The sequence below is a fragment of the Paraburkholderia sp. SARCC-3016 genome (assembly GCF_031119615.1).
Lineage (GTDB): Bacteria > Pseudomonadota > Gammaproteobacteria > Burkholderiales > Burkholderiaceae > Paraburkholderia.
In genome coordinates this window covers 1-19,169 of the sequence record NZ_JAVHZD010000013.1, presented here as the reverse complement: position 1 = coordinate 19,169, position 19,169 = coordinate 1, and the positions used below count along the sequence as shown (strand labels likewise).

11 protein-coding genes are annotated in these 19,169 nt (G+C 63.9%); 4 read left to right on the top strand and 7 right to left on the bottom strand.

Annotated features, from left to right (window positions below; genetic code table 11):
* Positions 1-15: 15 nt before the first annotated feature.
* The 3 genes from QYH69_RS14550 to QYH69_RS14540 are packed head-to-tail and all read right to left on the bottom strand — an operon-like array spanning position 16 to position 2,757.
* Positions 16-894 carry a hypothetical protein gene (locus tag QYH69_RS14550; protein WP_308832571.1) on the bottom strand — a complete coding sequence of 293 codons (879 nt, stop codon included), beginning with the start codon at positions 892-894 and terminating at the stop codon, positions 16-18.
* Positions 891-2,426, bottom strand: coding sequence for a hypothetical protein (locus tag QYH69_RS14545; RefSeq protein ID WP_308832570.1), 1,536 nt, complete (start codon positions 2,424-2,426; stop codon positions 891-893). Before QYH69_RS14545 ends, QYH69_RS14550 begins: the two co-directional genes overlap by 4 nt.
* Before the next feature lie 22 nt (positions 2,427-2,448).
* Positions 2,449-2,757 (bottom strand): Flp family type IVb pilin, encoded by a 309-nt coding sequence (locus QYH69_RS14540; protein ID WP_374992420.1) that lies wholly within the window; start codon positions 2,755-2,757, stop codon positions 2,449-2,451.
* A gap of 486 nt (positions 2,758-3,243) precedes the next feature.
* On the opposite strand from QYH69_RS14540, the gene QYH69_RS14535 reads away from it, so the two are divergent.
* Positions 3,244-10,491: a YadA-like family protein gene (locus tag QYH69_RS14535; RefSeq protein ID WP_308832568.1), complete on the top strand. Its 7,248-nt coding sequence runs from the start codon at positions 3,244-3,246 to the stop codon at positions 10,489-10,491.
* Positions 10,492-10,587: 96 nt separating this feature from the next.
* The gene (locus QYH69_RS14530; RefSeq protein ID WP_308832567.1) at positions 10,588-11,661 is read left to right on the top strand and encodes an OmpA family protein; all 1,074 of its coding nucleotides are present in this window, start codon (positions 10,588-10,590) and stop codon (positions 11,659-11,661) included.
* 139 nt (positions 11,662-11,800) lie between these two features.
* On the opposite strand, the gene QYH69_RS14525 is transcribed toward QYH69_RS14530, so the two are convergent.
* Positions 11,801-12,166 (bottom strand): Hpt domain-containing protein, encoded by a 366-nt coding sequence (locus QYH69_RS14525; RefSeq protein ID WP_308832566.1) that lies wholly within the window; start codon positions 12,164-12,166, stop codon positions 11,801-11,803.
* Positions 12,150-12,734, bottom strand: coding sequence for a response regulator transcription factor (locus QYH69_RS14520; RefSeq protein WP_308832720.1), 585 nt, complete (start codon positions 12,732-12,734; stop codon positions 12,150-12,152). The genes QYH69_RS14525 and QYH69_RS14520 overlap by 17 nt, the downstream gene beginning before the upstream one ends.
* Before the next feature lie 210 nt (positions 12,735-12,944).
* Here QYH69_RS14520 and QYH69_RS14515 point away from each other — a divergent pair, with 210 nt between their 5' ends.
* Positions 12,945-13,553, top strand: coding sequence for a response regulator transcription factor (locus tag QYH69_RS14515; protein ID WP_075159139.1), 609 nt, complete (start codon positions 12,945-12,947; stop codon positions 13,551-13,553).
* 22 nt (positions 13,554-13,575) lie between these two features.
* Positions 13,576-15,474: a response regulator gene (locus tag QYH69_RS14510; protein WP_308832565.1), complete on the top strand. Its 1,899-nt coding sequence runs from the start codon at positions 13,576-13,578 to the stop codon at positions 15,472-15,474.
* Positions 15,475-15,538: 64 nt separating this feature from the next.
* Here QYH69_RS14510 and acnA read toward each other — a convergent pair whose 3' ends face one another.
* Both acnA and prpD read right to left on the bottom strand, forming a co-directional pair.
* Positions 15,539-18,256 (bottom strand): aconitate hydratase AcnA, encoded by a 2,718-nt coding sequence (acnA, locus tag QYH69_RS14505; protein WP_308832564.1) that lies wholly within the window; start codon positions 18,254-18,256, stop codon positions 15,539-15,541.
* 46 nt (positions 18,257-18,302) lie between these two features.
* Positions 18,303-19,169, bottom strand: an 867-nt coding sequence (gene prpD, locus QYH69_RS14500) for a 2-methylcitrate dehydratase (protein WP_308832563.1), incomplete at its 5' end; no start/stop codon positions are given.

Sequence of the window (19,169 nt, the reverse complement as noted above, 5' to 3'; positions counted from 1 at the left end):
GAAATGACGTCTGCTTCATGGAGCAAGGCGATCGTTCGGCACGACTTCGTCGCGCACGCGGCCGAACTCGAGCGTATCGATTTCCGGCGCATAGCGCCGCAGACGCAGGTACTGGTCAGACGGAACCAGCTCTGCATTGGCGGCCGGAACAGCGCGCGTGAAAAGGGCGCGCCCGCTCGCCGCCCCTTCGGGCAACCATGTGTTGGTTAGCAGCGCATTGGTGTCGGTCAACGTGAGCCCGTCGAATGTCGGCCATAGGCGCTTCAGTGCATCGCTTTGTTTGCCGATTGCGACGCTCACCGTGCCCGACTGCAAATTGCGCGTCGGCAGTTCGAGTGCTGCACGGTACCTCGCGCCGTTTGCCGTACGCACGCTTCCATAGGGCGCGTCGGTGTACGAGGCGAGCGCTGCCGCCGCGATTGGCTCCGCGCCGGTCGATGCGACGACATCCTGTGCGGCGGCAAGCAATGGCGCGCCGCTGTGGTCGCGCCACATGGCCTGGCTGGCCGCGGGCAGGCGCTCCGCGTCGCGATCGGTGCCGAGCAGCGGTGCGCCGTTTGCCGCGATGGTCCGCTGTATGAATTCGCGTTGGATCGCGGCATCGCCTTTTGTCAACTGCAATGCGCCGCTGCCGTATGCGGCGAACCAGTCGTGTTCGCCGCGCGCACTATCGGAGGATGCTTCGGTCTCGACGTCGAGCCATACTGAACGCTCCCACGCTGCATAGCGCGCCCCGAGTAGCGTCTTGTTGCGGATGTCGCTGAACTTGCCGAGCATCGCGAGCGCGATAAACAGCACGCCGATGGCGAACATCGTGACAACGAGAAATTCCACCATCGCCTGGCCTTTGTCGGCGGTGCGCAGGTTCGCGCGTGTTCTCGTGTGAGACATCATCGGCGGCTCGCTGCGGGCGTATCGTGCGGCATCTGCGCTTCGCGCGCGGCGGCTCGCTCGCTATCGGTGACCGGTGCGAGCCGCACCTGCCAGAAAGGACTGAACATGCTCGGATATTCGCGCTTGCCGTCCGCGCGCAGCCATTCGCTCGCATGCAATAGCGCGCCGCTTGTCGACGCACCGAACGGATCTTCCGCGGGCCGCACGAAGTACGCCTGAGCACTGGCGAGCGCGCGCATCACACCGTGCGCACTGCCGTTGTCGACTTGCATCCGCGCCGCGCCGCTCGGCCCCGGCGTGCTGTTCAGCGTGTCCGCCTCGCGTTCGACTTCAATCGTGATGCGCGGCGCGTCTTCGGCGGTCGGGTTGCCGGCGATGTCCTCGTAAGGCAGGAGGCCCCCGTTGTTCGCATCGAGAGACGGGCCGGGTCCGAGCGTGAACTGTTGCGCCATTGCGTCGGGAATCAGCAGGCCCGGTGTCGGGCTCGTGTGGTCGCCGAAGTTGTAATAGCCGCCGTAGCCCTTCCAGTCGCTCCACGAGACGAAAGGCGGGTTCGTCATATAGCCGCGCGTATTGCCGTTCGTGCTACCGCCATGACCGGCGATCGTATCGACGGGACCCGTGCAGGGCGTGATGATGTGCGCGGTGCTCGCGTCGATCGATTGCCAGCCTTTCTTGTCGGTGCGCAACTGCGTGCCGCCGACATGCGTGACATTGATCGTGATGCGTCCGGCAGGCCGGCACGTCGCGGACGCCTGATCGTCGAGTTGCTGATAGTCGGGTGCGACACTGCGCGACGACACGCGCCGCTTGACGAAGCCATCTAGCGTCTGCGCATCGGTTACGACATTGGCGAAATGATCGTTATCGAGCTTGCCGGCCGGCGTGACGCTGGTCGTATAGGATTGCCACGCAATGAGCTGTACGGCGTTGCGTTCGCTCGTGAAATAGCCGGATGTCACATGCGTGTCGGACTGGTTGCGACGCGCGACCGCATCCGCGGTCTCGGGAATCGCGGTGATGAGGGCCATGTGATAACCGGTCTGCGCGTCGCTGAGCGCGCGCGTGATCGAGCCGATGCCTTGCGCGAGCGTCGGCAGCAAGGCGTCGAGTGCGTTGCGCACGGGGGCGATGTCGAGGCGTCCCCGCCGGTTCGGCGTGGTCCATAACGATGGATGGGCGGCCGCCGTCTGAATCAGGTCTTCGGTATCGGGATTGCCGGCATACGTCGCATCGAGTTCGTCGATCCACGACTTCAGCGCGACGACTTGCGCCGCGGTCACCTGGTTTGCGACCATCGCGCGATTCGTATAGGCCGCGAAGTTGTAGTCGCGTGCCTGCAGCACGGCAGCGCTATAAGCGGCTGCGTCGGCGGTGTTTTGCAGTTTGATCTTCGCGCCGGTCATCTGGAACGAGCCGAATGCGACATAAAGACCGATGCCGCCGACCAGCAGAAAGAGAAGGGCAGGGACCAGCGCCTGCCCACGTGTGCCGGCGAATCTGGCCCTGCCCTTGCGGGCAGAGCGTTGCATGATGGACTGGAAGCGTCAGGCGTTATTTGTCTCCCGTGCCTGCGTCCTTATTGCCGCTGTTTCCGTATGCGCCCATACCTTTGTCTTTGGCCGCATCGTCCCGTGCCCTGGCGGCAGCGTCCTTCGCGTTATTAACATCAGTTGTCGAATCCGTACCGGACATCTCATGCGCAAGTCCGACTGTCTGCGTGCGAATCGTCTTGCCGAACGATGCATACACGGCAATCGCCGAGACCGCGATCAACGCGACGATGATGATGTATTCGGTCATACCCTGACCGAATTGCCGGACTTTTCCGCGGCGAACCGGAAGTTTGATGAAGTCGATCATAAAGAATAAAAGAAATAATGGAATTTTTAAAAAGCAAACAGGCTTTAAATCGGTATTGAGCATTTTCGACGCGACCGGCGATATTTATTTATTCGATTGCGTCGCGACTCAGTATATAGAAACGGAAAGCGTTGAAGTCCAGGAAACTTCCTGGCATGAGCTGACCTTTTCCTAAACTTTAACGCCGCAACCTGTTCGACATCGGTGTGCACGTAATAACTATATAAAAATCAAACAGATGCTTGCGTTCATCGCTTTGTGTCGCTTGTCCGAATTCCTTTTTCTCTTCACGTTTTCGGAAAAACCCTACGCACGCGCAAACTTCCCTGATTTTTTTGTTTCCCTTGCAAAGCTAAATTGACCTCGCGAGAAGGTCTGATCTGATCGATTAAATCCGATCGTCAGGCTTTATCGAAAGCCGTCTGTCGCCATTCAAATGCGCACGCACGAGAGATCCATCAATTTAATTGTGAGAAGGCAAGAGGAATGAATAGGGCTTACAAGTCAGTCTGGAATGAGTCTACGGGTACTTATGTCGCGGCAGCGGAAACCGCACGGGTCGCCGGCAAGAAATCGAATCGCCGCGCGCGCAATATCGCTTCGGCAGTGGTCGCGTCGGCCGCCACGTTCGGGGCGGTCGGCCTGGCCTATGCGGCCGATACCGGGGTGGTGCCGAAGGTGCCGGCGAATCTGGCGAGCACGAACGGCACGAACGGCGTGAGCGGCGCGGCCACGCCAAAGCCGACCAACGACTGGTTCTGTTTCCTGTTCTTCTGCGGCGGCGCCGACGGCGGCGGCAATACGACGAACATCACCTATAACGGCGTCAATGCAGCGGATGCCTATGCGTACACGTATGACCGGAACAACCTCAAGTACTTCCATGTGAACTCGTCGCTGTCCGAGTCGTCGGCAAGCGGCACGGATGCGATTTCGATCGGTGGCGGCGCGCGCGCGAACGGAGCGCAAAACATCGCGCTCGGCGGCAACGCGCTGGCGAATGGCCTCAATGGCGCGGTCGCACTGGGCGGCGAAGCGCAGGCTACGAGCGCCTTTGCATCCGCGCTTGGCGGACAGGCGCTTGCCTCGGCGGATTCGTCGACGGCGCTCGGCGCGCATGCATCGGCGCTCGCGCGCAACTCGGTGGCGCTCGGCTACGAGTCGGTGTCGACGCGCGCCAATACGGTATCGGTCGGCAAGCAGGGCGCCGAGCGGCAAATCGTCAACGTTGCCGCGGGTAGCGCAGGGACCGATGCGGTCAACGTCAACCAGCTGAACGCGGCGATCGCGAGCATCGATGGCGGCGGCAGCGTGACACCGCCCCCGCCGCCGGATACGACCGATCTGAAATTTTTCCACGCGAAATCGGCGCTCGCCGATTCGACCGCGGGCGGCAGCGAATCGGTCGCGATCGGCGGCAACTCGACGGCACTTGCCTACAACACAGTGGCGATCGGCTCCAACTCGCGCGCGGATCGCGCGAACACGGTGTCGATCGGCAGTCCCGGCCTCGAGCGTCAACTGACGAACCTCGCGGCCGGCACCAACGATACCGACGCGGTCAACCTGAAGCAGCTCAACACGACGGTGCAGAGCGCCATAACGGGCGGCGTGCCGAATCTCGTGCAATACGACAGTTCGGCGCGCACGTCGCTGACACTAGGCGGTATCAGCGCCTCGCAGCCGGTGACGGTCAAGAATCTCGCCGCGGGCGCGATCACGCAGAACAGCACGGACGCCGTCAACGGTTCGCAGATGTTCGCGCTCGCGGCGGCGACGAACCAGGGCTTTCAGGACTTCGGCAAAGGCGTCGGCGCACTTGCGCAAAGCACGGCGGAGGCGCTGGGCGGCAATGCGAACGCCCAAACGGCCGACGGATCGATTACGCCGCCGTCGTACACCGTTGCCGGCAAGACCTATCACAACGTCGGTTCCGCAATCGATGCGCTTGCAACCAACGGCGGCGGCAGCGCTTCGGACGCGGTGAAATACGACGGATCGTCACATACGAAGGTGACGCTTGGCGGCACGAGCGCAGGCGCGCCGGTCGCCCTGACGAATCTGGCCGCCGGCGCGGTGACCGCATCGAGCAGCGATGCGGTCAATGGCGCGCAGCTCTATCAGGCGTCGTCGAGCGTAGCGGGCGCGCTCGGCGGTTCGTCGACGGTCGGCGCGGACGGCCGAGTGTCGGCGTCGTACACGCTCGACGGCGCGACCTATAGCAACGTCGGTTCGGCGCTATCGGCGGTCAACGCGAAGATCGGCTCCGGCTCGGCGAACGGCGTGACCTACGATACGAGCGCGCACGACAAGGTGACGCTCGGCGGTGTCGACGCATCGATGCCGGTGCAACTGACGAATCTCGCGTCGGGGCGGCTCGAAGCGGGCAGCAAGGATGCGGTGAACGGCAGCCAGCTGTTCGCGACCGCCAACAGCGTCGCGAAGGTGATCGGAGCGGGATCGACCGTGCAGCAGGACGGCACGGTGACGTCGCCGACGTTTACGATTTCGGGCACGACATACAACGACGTTGGCTCCGCGATGAACGCGATCGGCGCGGTCGGCAAGGATGTGCAGGTCACCGCGAAGTACGTGAAGGTGGTGTCGAACGCGAGCGAGTCGATGTCGCTTGGCAGCGAGACGACCGCGATCGGCGGCGGCGCGTTCGCGGCCGGCAGTCGCAGCCTCGCGATCGGCACGGGCGCGCGTTCGCAGTTCGACGACGCGGTCGCGATCGGCTCGGGCGCCCAGGCGTATGAGGCCAATACCGTTTCGTTCGGGCATACCGGCGGCGAGAAGCGCCTGACGAACGTGTCGGCCGGCATCAATGCGACGGACGCGGCCACGGTCGGTCAGTTGACGGCGCTGCAGCAGCAACTGAACAGACAAAATACAGGCCTGAAATCGATGACGCTGCTCGGCGCGTCGGCCGTGACGGACTACATTGCGGTGAGTCCGAATACGACGCCCGGCGCCGCGACGCGCGCCTCGGACGATCTGAATGCAATGGCCGTTGGCCCCACTTCGGCGGCGACCGGTCCGAACGCATTGGCGGTCGGCGCCGGTGCAGGCGCGCTGCGCACGGGCTCGACGGCGGTCGGCTCGAAAGCGGGGGCGCTTGCCATCAACGCGACGGTGGTCGGCGTCGGCGCGACGACGGGCTTCGATGCGAAGAACAGCGTGGCGATCGGTTATCTGGCTAGTGCGGAAACCGAGGATACGCTCGCACTCGGCACATCGTCGATCGCAAACGGCACGAGTTCGATAGCGGTCGGCACGAATGCCGTGACGTGGGCCGCGGCCGACAACGGCGTGGCACTGGGTAAGGGCGCGACGGTCGGGGCGTCGAGCGCGGTCGCGCTCGGCGCGGGCTCGGTTGCGGATCGCGCAAACTCCGTGTCGGTCGGCAACGGCACGAAGCAGCGGCAGATCGTCAATGTCGCGGCGGGCACGATGCGGTACGACGCGGTCAACGTCGATCAGTTAAAAGGCGTAACGACCGCGCTCGGCGGCGGCGCAGACGTGAACGCCGACGGCACGATAAAACAGCCGGCGTATACGGTGGGTACGCAGACGTACTCCGATGTCGGCTCGGCGATCGCGGCGGCGGCGATATCGGGTGCGGGCGCGGCCGACGCCGTCAAATACGATACGACCGCGCGCGACAAGGTCACGCTCGGCGGCACGAGCGCGACGAAGCGTGTGACGCTCGCGAACGTCGCGGACGGCAAATCGGACAATGACGCGGTCAACGTCAAGCAGCTCAAGGATCTCGGTGCGAGCTTCGATAGCGGCGGCAACGTGAACGGCGGCTTTGTCGCATACGACGATTCGACGAAACAGCAGGTGACGCTGAAAGGCAGCGGCGGCACGAAGATCACGGGTCTTGCCGCCGCCAGTCTGAGTGCAGGCAGCACCGATGCGGTCAACGGCGCGCAACTGTTCCAGACGAACCAGAACGTTTCGAACGTGGCGGGCAACGTGACGAACCTGACCAACGTCGTGAACAACATCACGAACGGCGGCAATGGCGTCAAGTACTTCCACGCGAATTCGACGCTGGCCGATTCGTCGGCAACCGGTGCGGATACGGTCGCAATCGGCGGCAACGCGCGTGCGACGGCGAATGGCTCGGTTGCGCTCGGCTCGAACGCGCTTGCCGATCGCGCGAATACAGTGTCGGTCGGTGCGGCCGGCGCGGAACGGCAGATCGCCAATCTTGCGGCAGGCACGGCGGATACCGACGCGATCAACCTGAAGCAGCTGAAGGACATGGGCGCGAGCTTCGATTCGACGGGCGGCGTGACGGGCTCGTTCGTCTCGTACGACGACACGTCGAAAACGCGCGTCACGCTCGGCGGCAAGACCGCATCGGTGCCGGTGACGGTTGCCAACGTTGCGGACGGCAAGGCGAACAACGACGCGGTCAACGTCAAGCAGTTGAAGGACATGGGCGCAAGCATCGACACGAGCGGCCATGTGACGAACGCATTCGTCGCGTACGACGATGCGACGCGCGCCACGATCACGCTGAAGGGCACGGACGGCACGAAGATCACGCGGCTCGCGGCGGGCACGCTGAGCGCGTCGAGCACTGACGCGGTGAACGGCAGCCAGTTGTTCGAGACGAACCAGAACGTCGCGAACGTCACGGGCAACGTGACGAACCTGACCAACGTCGTGAACAACATCACGAACGGCAGCGGCATCAAATACTTCAGCGCGAACTCGACGCTCGATGCGGCGACGGCGACGGGCACGGATTCGATTGCGATCGGCGGCAATGCCCGCGCAACGAGTGCGAATTCGGTTGCGCTCGGCTCGAATGCGTTGACGGTTTCGAATCTGAACACGCCCGCCTACCAGCCCGGCTCGCTGGAGCTTTCGGGCACGACGGCGATCGGCGAGGTCTCGGTCGGTTCGGTCGGCAAGGAACGCCGCGTGACGAACGTCGCGGCGGGTGCGGCCAGTACCGACGCGGTCAACGTGAGCCAGCTGAAGTCCGCGGTCGCTGCGAGTTCGTCGGCGAGTCTTGCGAATTCCGTGTTGTACGACTCGACGTCGCACGACGCGGTGACGCTCGGCGGCACGGCGGCCGTGGCGACCGTTGCGCTGAAAAACGTCGGCGCGGGCCAGATTGCCGCGGCGAGCCGCGACGCGGTGAACGGCTCGCAGCTGTTCAACACGGCGACGAGCGCGGCGGCTGCGCTGGGCGGCGGTGCGATTGCGGGGGCGGACGGCAAGATCAAGGCGCCCGCGTACAACATCAGCGGCAAGACCTATAACGACGTCGGCTCCGCGCTTGCGGCCGTTGGCTATACCGTCGACACGATCAATTCGGATGTGACGTCGGCGACGAAGTACATCAGCGTGGCCGCGCCGAATGACGATCCTTCGGTTCCCGAAGCAAAGGCGTCCGGCGGCAGCGCGGTGGCGGTCGGCAGCGGCGCGTTGGCGCGTGCCGACAGATCGGTCTCGATCGGGCCCGGCGCGGCGACGACGGAGGGCAAAGGCAGCGTCGCGATCGGTTACAGCGCCGTGGCCGATCGCGATGGATCGATGGCGTTCGGCAGTGAGGCAAAAGCGCGCAATGCCGATTCGATTGCGTTCGGCAAGAACGCCCAGGCGCTGCACGACAACTCGATTGCGATCGGCACCGGTTCGATGACCGACGCGACGAACGTCGTATCGTTCGGCAATTCGACGGTGCAACGGCGGCTGACCCATGTTGCGGACGGCATCGATGCGACGGATGCGGCGACGGTCGGCCAGTTGTCGGCGCTCGAGAAGAAGGTGGTGAAGACGGCGGGCGTGCAGTCGATGCTGCTCGGCGCGACAAAGTCGGTGACCGACTATATCGCGGTGAGTTCGAATACGACGCCGGGCGTCGATACGCGCGCGTCGGACGATCAGAATGCGATGGCGGTCGGACCATCGTCGGCGGCAACCGGACCGAATGCGCTGGCGGTCGGTGCGGCTGCGGGCGCCCTGCGCACCGCTTCGACGGCGGTCGGGGCGAAAGCGGGCGCGCTCGGCGTCAACACGACGGCCATCGGCGCGAGCGCGACGACGGGCTTCGATGCCGAAAACTCCGTTGCGATCGGCTACCTCGCGGCTGCCGAAAGCAAGGATACGCTGGCCCTCGGCTCGTCGACGGTTGCCAGCAAGCCGGGCGCGGTCGCGCTGGGCGCGGGCTCGCAGGCGGATCGGGTAAATGTGATTTCGGTCGGCAGCGCGGCGTTGCAGCGACAGATCGTCAACGTGGCGGCCGGCACCGGAAACTACGATGCGGTGAACGTGAGCCAACTGCAAGGCGTGCTTGCGGCGTTGGGCGGCAGTGCGGGTCTCGATGCTTCCGGCGCGGTGAAAAAGCCCACGTACACGCTCGACGGACAGACATACACGGACGTGGGTTCGGCGATTGCAAAGGCCGCGACCATGGGTTCGGGGGACGTCGTCAGCGACGCGGAGGCGGTTAAGTACGACACGACCTCGCACAACCGCGTGACGCTCGGCGGCACCAGTGCCAGCGCGCCGGTCACGCTGACCAACCTTGCGGCGGGCGCGGTGTCCGTATCGAGCGGCGATGCGATCAACGGTGCGCAGTTGTATGGCACGGCGGATTCGATTGCGAGCGCGTTGGGTGGCGGCGCGGCGGTAGGCGCGGATGGCAAGGTGTCGAAGCCGAAGTATTCGGTCAACGGCAAGACATACAACAACGTCGGAAGCGCGTTCGATGAGGTCAATGCCTATATCGCCAGCTCCGACGTGGGCCCGAACGTGAACCCTGTTGTCTACGATACCTCGGCGCGCGACAAGGTCACGCTCGGCGGCGTCAACGGCAGCCCGCCCGTCACGCTCGGCAATGTCGCCGACGCGAAAACCGACCTCGAAGCGGTCAACCTCAAGCAGCTGAAAGCGGCCGGCCTCAACGTCGATCCGAACGGCGTCGTGACGAACTCGTTCGTCGCGTACGACAACGCGTCGAAGGCGAGCGTGACGTTCAATGCAGGCGGTTCGCCGACGCAGCTGAAAAACGTGGCCGACGCCGTCGATCCGTTCGATGCGGTGAATCTGGGCCAGATGCAGTCGTATGTGACGACCTACGTGACGGACAGGATCGACACGAACAACAATAACTCCGGCCCGCGGACCAACGATCTGCCGACCGGCTCCGCTACCGGTACCGACGCCATCGCCATCGGCAACGGTTCGATCGCATCGGGCACCGCCGCAATCGCGATCGGCGCGCGCACGGTGACCGGCGGCGACCAGTCCGTCGCGCTCGGGGTCCAGGCATCCGCTCCTGCGACCAACGCGGTCGCACTCGGCGCGAACTCCGTTGCCGATCGCGACAACACGGTGTCGGTTGGCGCGGCGGGCGCGGAACGTCAGATCACGAACGTCGCAGCCGGCTCGGCGCCGACCGATGCGGTCAACGTGGGACAGTTGAGCGGCGCGGTCAACGGTATCCAGAGCCGTCTCAACGACATGGATCGCGACAATCGCCGCGGTATTGCAGCGGCGTCCGCGCTGAACATCGTCACGCCGTATCTGCCGGGCCGCACGACGCTGAACGCGGGCGTCGCCGGCTACCGCGGCACGGCGGCGCTCGGCCTTGGCGTGTCGCGCTGGAACGAGAAGGGCACCATCAACTACAACCTCGGCGTCTCGAGCGCTGGCGGCAACAGCACGATCGTGCGCGCCGGTGTCGGCATCGTGTTCGGCAACTAGCCAGCCCACGAAGCATCGATTTGAGACCGGTACCTCGGTGTAGCTGACCGGGCTGCGCGGGAAATCCGCGCGGCCCATTCCTGATGGAACACAAACATGAAGTATTCATTGATCACCCTCGCGTGCGCGGCGTTGCTTGCCGGATGCTCGGCGTCGGCGACACGCGATCAGTTGCAGGTGCAGAACGCGACGGTCCTGCAGACCGGATTCGGCGCGGCGCAGGACGCCGCAGCCGGCGCGGCGACGCCGCAATGGCTCGATACCTACCGTGGCGCCGACAATCGCAAGATGGCCGATGCTGTGCAGCAGCGGCTGCAGGCGCTCGGTGCACGCAAGGACAATTATTTCGGCGCGAAGGCGCAATGCTGGGCCGATGCCGCACGGCAGGAGCGCGGCCACTTCAATCACTGGGGCTTTGTCGAGGAGGCGCTGCGTGAAGCGGACCGGCTCACGACATCGCTCGAAACCGGCAACAACCTCTCGGCGGAGAATCCCGAGTTGCGCACGGCGACGGTCGTGCGGCCCGACGTGTGGCAGAAAATCCTGGCCGCGAAAAGCGCGCCGGAGTTTCCGACATGTATCGAGGCGCAGCGGCTGACGGCGTGTTCCGAAGTCGAGATGATCCACGCGGGTCACGAAGCGTGGACGCGCGACTTCAGCGACAGCGCACAACGCGTCGATCGCGTGACGCAGACGCTGTCCGGTATCAGCGCGGCGCTCGAGGCGTGCAAGCCGCCGCCGGTGGTGTCGACGCCGAAGATCGAACCGAAGATCACGCTGCGCGGCGACACGACATTCCGCTTCGATCGCGGCGATGCAGCCGGCATGCTGCCGGACGGACGCGCGCGGCTCGACCAGCTGATCGACGATCTGAAGCAGGTCGACGACGTGAGGAGCATCGGGATCGACGGCTATACCGACCGGCTCGGCAGCGACGCGTACAACCGGGAACTGTCGAAGAAGCGCGCCGATACCGTGCGGCACTACCTGCAGAGGGGCGGTATCAGCGTGCCGATGACCGCGCGCGGTCACGGTAAGGCGGACCCGGTCGTGCAGTGCGACGAGCGCAATCGCGAACAGCTGATCGAGTGTCTTGCGCCAAATCGCCGTGTGGAAATGAACTTCACGCGTTCGGGTCCGGCGAGCGGTGCACAGCAGCCCGGCGATTAAAGCCGAGGCCGGCTCAAGGCGCTTCCGCGCAGATGATGCGGCCCCGCACGAAAACGGTGCGGCGGCCGCTTTGCCATGTACGATGCAGTACCGCGCGTGACGCACAGCTGCGTTGACTCGCCCCGTGTTTGCAAATCGTTCAGGTATCCGATTCAGACGAACGCGTTGGGTCGATCGACTGTGCGGGTGCGTCGAGTGCCTGGAACGCAGCGTCGAAGCTGCGCTCGAGTTGCGACAACGCCGTGCGCGACCGTGCGTCATCGCGCTGCCGGCACTGTGTCTCGAGCGCGATGCACGCAACAATCGTTGCATGAACATCCAACAGCCGGGCCGTTCCCTTCATTCGATGCGCAATAAATTCGGCGCGCTCGAAGTCGCGTGCGCATAGCGCTTCGAGCGCCTCTCGCAGATCCGCATGCGTGCTTTCGATCAGCGCCTCCCGCAAATCGGCTGGTCCCTCTCCGATCAGATCGGACCAGCCGCGGCGCCTAGTGCCGGATGCCATTCGACTTCGCCCATTCGACGAGGTCGATGACGGTGCGCAGCGCGAGCTTGCGCAACAGTCGTGTCTTGTAGGTACTGACCGTCTTCGGGCTGATGCCCAGAGCCTTTGCGACGTCGACATTGCTGGTGCCGCCGATCAGCATTCGCAACACGGCCGTTTCGCGCTCGGAAAGCACGGCGCCGCGCTTTCTTTGCGTTTCGGTTGCGAAACAGGTGAAGTCCGAAAGGACGAGGCGCGCGCTGTCGACGAGTTCATCGGGCTCGCGTGCCTTGCTGACGAAGCCATGCGCGCCGGCCTCTTTGGCATGCGACGCATGAATGCGTTCGTCCGCGGACGAGAACACGAGAATGCGCATCTCTGGCCGTGCCTTGCGCAGCGACAGGATCAGCTCGATGCCGTCGAGATCCGGCAGCCGCAAATCGACGATCGCGAGTTGTGGTGCGGCGGTCTCGCTCATTTGCAGCGCTTGCACGGCGGTTGCCGCTTCGGCGACGACGTCGAATTCGCCGGTTTTGCTGAACACCTGGCGCAGTGCGAGACGCATTGCGGGATGATCGTCGACAACCATAATGCTGGAGCGCGGCATGATCATAATTGGAAGTGTCAGTTTTTAAGCCGGTTTGTAGGAAAAATCATACGGGCAATACAGATATCTCGCACTTTACGATAAGGAATCCAGACGATATAGGATTGATATAATCGTACCTGATTTTGCTGATTTATCCACCCGATTCAGCTCGGATCCAAAAATTCAATCCTCGGTAAATGAGGGCTGTTAATGAAGAGAATCGTCATTGTCGATGACCACCCGATGGTGCGAGGTACGGTGGCAAGTATGCTCGCCACAGATCCGGAAATGCAGGTCATCGGCGAATGTGGAGACGGCGAAGGCGGCCTGAAAATGATTCTTTCTGAAACGCCCGACCTCGCCATTCTTGACCTCGATTTACCAAAACTCGATGGTCTTTCGATGGTCCGCCGAATTCGCGCGCAAAGCGAAACCATCCGCTTACTGGTTTTGTCGGCAAAACCGGAACATGTGATGGCCGGTCATACCCGGCTTGCCGGCGCGAATGGTTACGTCAGCAAAGGCCGTGAACTCGGCGAATTGCTGACCGCAGTACGCACGGTATTGCTCGGTTATGACTGCTTTCCTGTCGAAGCGTGCAACGCGAATCGCGACGCAGGCCTCGAGTGCCTGTCTCCGCGCGAAGTCGAAGTACTGCAATATCTGGCGCGCGGCGTCAGCAATAAGGACATCGCCACGAGGCTATATCTATCCGATAAAACGGTCAGCACATATAAAAGCCGGTTGCGCGAGAAACTGGGCTTGTCATCGCTTGCCGGCATGATCGAGTTCGCGACGCATCACAAGCTGATCGACTGAACCTGGGTCTGAACTGGAAACGATGAGTGAAACCGTCATTGGCGCGGGCGCGTGGCCTCGCGTGCGGCGCTTGGGCGAGGCCGCGCGTTCGGGCGTGGCGCAGCATCCGGCGTCGCTTGCTTCGATCTGTGCGTTTGCGTTGCTTGGCGCTCCGGCGACCGGCATCGTGGTGTCGGCGTTGATCGCGTTGTCGCGTTCACGCGCGGTACTCGCCGCAGCCGTGCGCCGCGCGCGCAGCTACGAGGAAGCGTTTGCCCGGTTGCATAGCGCCGCTGCCGTTCAACACGCGCATATCGAAAATATGCAGACCGACACGCGGCGGCGCAGAGCTGCCGCCGAACTGGAACGCGCACGCGTCGCTGAGCGCGCGCAGCGTATCGCGTGCGGTCCGGCACAGGCGCTCGTCGACATGCTGAACGAGGCGGAAGCACAAGCGGATAGCCAGGCGGCGGGCCGGTCCGCGCCGTTTGCCGCCACGCCCGTTGCGCAGGTGGTCCGATCGGCGCTTGCGACGTTCGCCCAGGCAGTTCGCGACGGATTGGATTCCTCGCCGGTCGACGCGCGTGCAATCGTGCTCGACGAAACACCGGTCGATCTGCGCGGCGCGATCGACGGTGCGGTCGTGCTGCTCGCGCCTCATGCCGCGGCAAAAGGCATCCAATTGCGCGTGTGCATCGACCGGTCGGTGGCTGCATCGGTGCTGGCCGACCGCGCGCGCATCGGCCAGATCGTGTTCAATCTGCTCGCTGCGGCGATCGATTCGGTCGGCGCGGGCCGGCTCACGCTCGCTGCCCGCGGCGAAACCTTGAACGCGGGCGCGCAGCAGGTATTCATCGGCGTCAGCGATGACGGGCAGGCAAGTGCGTTGAAATCCGATGTTCACGCATGCGTCGAGAACGTCGACGGCGATCGACCCGCCGGCGTGGGCTCATTGGGCGATCGGGACCTTGCACTGTGCCGTGTGCTCGCGCGGCGCATGGGCGGCGACATCGAGATCGGCCATAGCGCGACGTTCGGCGTATGCGTCGCGTTCCATGCGCCGTTTACGGTCGACCGTCTCGCGCGTCTGCCGTCGGAACGCGGCCGTCGCACGGCCGTCGTCGACCTGGACGCGCGCGACGAGCGCGTCGCGCTGAGCGATCTGCTCGACAGGCTCGGAGTCGATGTCGTGCCGGCGGGGATGCCCGCGCCCGAGCACGTCGAACTCTGGTTTGCCGATGAGCATGCGCCACTGCCCGAGCCATCGTGCGCGAGTCGATTCATTGCGGTATCCCAGGCATTTGTGCCAGGCGGATTGCGCGAGATCGCAGGCCGGTTCACGCTGTCGGTGAACCCGCTCTCGTGGAGCGCGGTTCAGCGCGTGTGCGCGTTGCACAGCGTGAGCCATGACACGCGCGTCAAGCGGCCGCGTGCGTACGCCGTCGTGCCAGCGCCGCGTCGCGTTGCCGCTGCGGCGCAGCGTCTCGTGCTCGTGGTCGACGACAACGAGATCAACCGCAGAGTCGTTGCGCGGCAACTCGACGTGCTCGGCTATGGCAGCATCGTCGCCCCCGACGTCGACGGCGCGCTGGCCGCGATGACGCGGCAATGCTTCGACCTGGTGATTACCGACTTGCATATGCCCGGTGGGAGCGGCGTCGAGCTCGCGAGGCGGATTCGCCGAAAGAACCGCGAACCGTCGGGCACGACGCCGGTCGTGCTGATGACGGGCGAAAGAGCCGAAAGAGCCGAAGCAGCCGCAACACCGGATTCGATGGGAGCGATCGCCGGCACCGTCGTGCCGCTCGCGCTCTTCGCCGCGATACTGCCGAAGCCGGCCGGTCTCGATACACTCGACGCCTGCCTGCGACGAATCTTCGCCGAACCATGCGCCGATCCGTCGCCGAGCCATAAAAAAAGCCCAGCAGCGCTGGGCTTCTAAAGTTGCCGCGCCCTCTTGCGAAGGCGCAGCACCTGCAAAACGCAGGCGGGTTGCTCGCAAGCGCTTAGGCGGCGAGCAACGAACGCAGCACGAACGGCAGAATCCCGCCGTGCTTGTAGTAGTCGACTTCGATCGGCGTATCGATACGCAGCAGCACCGGCACGCGTTTCGTTTCGCCATCCTTGCGATGGATCACGAGCGTGACTTCCTGCTGCGGCTTGAAGTCGTCGTTGAGGCCTTCGACGTCGTACGTCTCTTCGCCGGTGATGCCAAGCGACTGGATGCTGTCCGCGCCCTTGAACTGCAGCGGCAGCACGCCCATGCCGACCAGATTCGAACGGTGGATCCGCTCGAAGCTGCGCGCCACGACGACCTTCACGCCGAGCAGTTGCGTGCCCTTCGCGGCCCAGTCGCGCGATGAGCCCGTGCCGTACTCTTCGCCGGCGAACACGAACGTCGGCGTGCCTTCGTCGATGTACTTCATCGCGGCGTCGTAGATGAACATCTGTTCGCCGCTCGGCTGATGAATCGTCAGACCGCCTTCGACGCGCGTGCCGTCCGGCTTCGCCGGGATCATCAGGTTCTTGATCCGCACGTTTGCGAAAGTGCCGCGCATCATCACGTCATGGTTGCCGCGACGCGAGCCGTAGCTGTTGAAGTCGGCCTTCTGCACGCCGTTTTCCTTCAGCCACTTGCCGGCCGGCGAGTCTTCCTTGATCGAGCCGGCCGGGCTGATGTGGTCGGTCGTCACCGAGTCGCCGAACACGCCGAGCGCACGGCCGCCCTTGACAGCAGCGATGCTCGACGACGGCTCCATCGAGAAGTGGTCGCCGAAGAACGGCGGCTCCGCGATGTAGGTCGACTTCGGCCAGTCGTAGACCTGGCCTTCGGCGCCTTCGATCTTGCTCCACAGGTCGCCCTTCTTCGTGAGCTGCGAGTAGTTCGAGCGGAACGCGTCGGCGTCGAGCGCGTACTTGAGCAGCGCATTGACTTCGTCGCTCGTCGGCCAGATGTCGCCGAGGTAGATGTCCTTGCCGCCCTTGCCCTTGCCGACCGGCTCGGTCATCAGGTCGCGCGTGATGTTGCCGGCGATCGCGTACGCGACGACGAGCGGCGGCGACGCGAGGAAGTTCGCGCGAATGTTCGGGTGGATACGCGCTTCGAAGTTACGGTTGCCCGACAGCACAGCTGCCGCGACGATGTCGTTCTTCGTGATCGCTTCGTTCAGTTCCGGCGTGAGGTCGCCGGCGTTGCCGATACAGGTCGTGCAGCCGTACGCGGCGAGCGTGAAGCCGAGCTTGTCGAGATATTGCAGCAGGTTCGTCTTCGTCAGGTACTCGGTGACGATACGCGATCCCGGCGCGAGCGACGTCTTGATGTGCGGCGCGACCGTGAGGCCCGCTTCGACAGCCTTCTTCGCGAGCAGGCCGGCGGCGAGCAGCACGCTCGGGTTCGACGTGTTCGTGCAAGACGTGATCGCGGCGATGAGGATGTCGCCGTTCTTCACTTTCACGCCATTGGTGGTCGTGTATTCGGCGTCGAGGTCGGCCGCCTTCTTCGCGAAGCCGTTTTCGCCGACCGGCTTCGAGAACAGGTCCCTGAAGGTCGACTGCACGTTGCCGATTTCGATGCGGTCTTGCGGACGCTTCGGGCCGGCGAGCGACGGAGCAACCGTACCGAGGTCGAGCTTCAGCACCGTGGTGAAGTCGATTTCGCCTTCGCCGGCGACGCCGAACAGCTCCTGCGCCTTGAAGTACTTTTCGAAGGCCGCGATTTCCGCATCGGTGCGGCCCGTGCCCTTGAAGAAGTCGATGGTCTTTTCGTCGACGGGGAAGAAGCCCATCGTCGCGCCGTATTCCGGCGCCATATTGCCGATCGTTGCGCGGTCCGGCACGGACAGCGAACGCGTGCCTTCGCCGAAGAACTCGACGAACTTGCCGACCACCTTCGCCTTACGCAGCATTTCGGTGATGGTCAGCACGAGGTCGGTAGCGGTCACGCCTTCGCGGAGCTTGCCCGACAGCTGCACGCCGACCACGTCGGGCGTCAGGAAGTACACGGGCTGGCCGAGCATGCCCGCTTCGGCCTCGATGCCGCCGACGCCCCAGCCGACCACGCCGATGCCGTTGATCATCGTCGTGTGGCTGTCGGTGCCGACCAGCGAATCCGGGTAGTAGAGCGTATCGCCGTTGTCGCTCTTCTTGTGCACGCCGCGCGCGAGGTATTCGAGGTTCACCTGGTGAACGATGCCGACGCCCGGCGGCACGACCTTGAACGTGTCGAATGCCTGCATGCCCCACTTCATGAACTGGTAGCGCTCGTTATTGCGCTTGAATTCCAGCTTCATGTTGAGGTCGAGCGCGTCCTTCTCGCGGAAGTGGTCGATCTGCACCGAGTGGTCGACGACGAGGTCGACCGGCACGAGCGGCTCGATCGACTTCGGGTTCTTGCCCGAGCGCTGGGCCACGCCGCGCATCGCGGCGATATCGGCGAGCAGCGGCACGCCGGTAAAGTCCTGCAGCACGACACGCGACACGACGAACGGAATTTCGTCGACGCGCGCGGCGTTCGGCTTCCAGGTCGCCAGTTGCTCGATGTGTTCTTCGGTGATCTTCTTGCCGTCGTAGTTACGCAGCACCGATTCCAGCACGATACGGATCGAGACCGGCAGTCGCTCGATCTTGACGTTCAGTGCCTTGCCAAGTTGCGGCAGCGAATAATACTTGCCTTTGCCGGAACCGCTGTCGAATTCCTTGAGTGTTTTGTGGAGGTTGTGGGCCATGGTTTTTTCCTGGGGTTCGAGGAAATGACGTTGCTACGTTTCTGAACTAGATGACGTACAGATCGACGTATTCATTGACCGGCATCGCTTCGAGCTTTGCCTGATCGAGCGACACATCGAGAATCGCCTGCTGCTGCTTTGCCGGGAAACGCCGCGCCAGATTCGTGCGGAATTTCTCGACGAGCAAGGGGATGCCGTCGGCGCGGCGGCGCTTGTGGCCGATCGGATACTCGACCGCCACTTCGTCGAGCGTCGAGCCGTCGTTGAATTCGATGGTCAAGGCGTTCGCAATAGAACGCTTGTCGGGGTCGTGATAATCCATCGTGTATTGCGCATCTTCGACGCATTCGATCTTCGCGCGCAGCGCGTCGATGCGCGGGTCCCGCGCGATCGCGTCTTCGTAGTCGGCTGCCGTCAGGCGCCCGAAGATCAGCGGCACGGCCACCATGTACTGGATGCAGTGATCGCGATCGGCCGGATTGTCGAGCGGCCCCTTCTTGTCGATGATGCGGATCGCCGCTTCGTGCGTGCGAATCGTGATCTTTTTGATGTCTTCGACGCGCCGGCCCGTTGCCGCGAGCCGGGCGTGCAGCGTCATGGCCGCTTCGACGGCGGTCTGCGAATGGAACTCGGCCGGAAACGAGATCTTGAACAGCACGTTTTCCATCACGTACGAGCCGTACGGACGCTGGAAGCTGAATTCGTTGCCCTTGAACAGCACGTCGTAGAAGCCCCAGGTCTTCGCGGTGAGCACCGACGGATAGCCCATCTCGCCGGTCTTCGCGATCAGGGCGAGGCGCACCGCGCGCGAGGTCGCGTCGCCGGCGGCCCACGACTTGCGCGAGCCGGTGTTCGGCGCATGGCGGTAGGTGCGCAGCGAGTGCCCGTCGACGAAGGCGAGCGACACCGCGTT